Raw genomic sequence first — 678 nt, forward strand, 5'->3', positions numbered from 1 at the left:
AAGACGTAAAATTCTCCCGTGACGCCCGCGAGCGCATGCTGCGCGGCGTCAACATCCTCGCCGACGCGGTGAAGGTCACGCTCGGCCCCAAGGGCCGCAACGTCGTCATCGACAAGTCGTTCGGCGCTCCGCGCATCACCAAGGACGGCGTCACCGTCGCCAAGGAAATCGAGCTTGAAGACAAGTTCGAGAACATGGGCGCGCAGATGGTCCGCGAAGTTGCTTCGAAGACCAACGACATCGCCGGCGACGGCACCACGACCGCGACCGTTCTGGCGCAGTCGATCGTCCAGGAAGGCCACAAGTCGGTTGCCGCCGGCATGAACCCGATGGACCTGAAGCGCGGCATCGATCTGGCCGTCACCGAAGTGGTCGCCGCTCTCGGCAAGGCCGCCAAGAAGATCAAGACTTCCGAGGAAGTCGCCCAGGTCGGCACGATCTCGGCCAATGGCGACGAGTCGGTCGGCAAGATGATCGCGGAAGCGATGCAGAAGGTCGGCAACGAAGGCGTCATCACGGTCGAGGAAGCCAAGACCGCCGAGACCGAGCTGGAAGTCGTCGAAGGCATGCAGTTCGACCGCGGCTACCTCTCGCCCTACTTCGTCACCAACGCCGACAAGATGGTTGCGGAGCTCGAGGACGTCTACATCCTCCTGCACGAGAAGAAGCTCTCCAACC

General features: G+C 62.7%; 1 protein-coding gene. It reads left to right on the plus strand.

All coding sequences use genetic code 11. The annotated features are described in order from the left end of the window. The coding region (gene groEL, locus O7A70_RS33905; protein WP_337144219.1) for a chaperonin GroEL at positions 1-678 on the plus strand (678 nt) is incomplete at both ends.

This window comes from Mesorhizobium sp. Cs1299R1N1, from assembly GCF_037179655.1.
Classification (GTDB): domain Bacteria; phylum Pseudomonadota; class Alphaproteobacteria; order Rhizobiales; family Rhizobiaceae; genus Mesorhizobium; species Mesorhizobium salmacidum.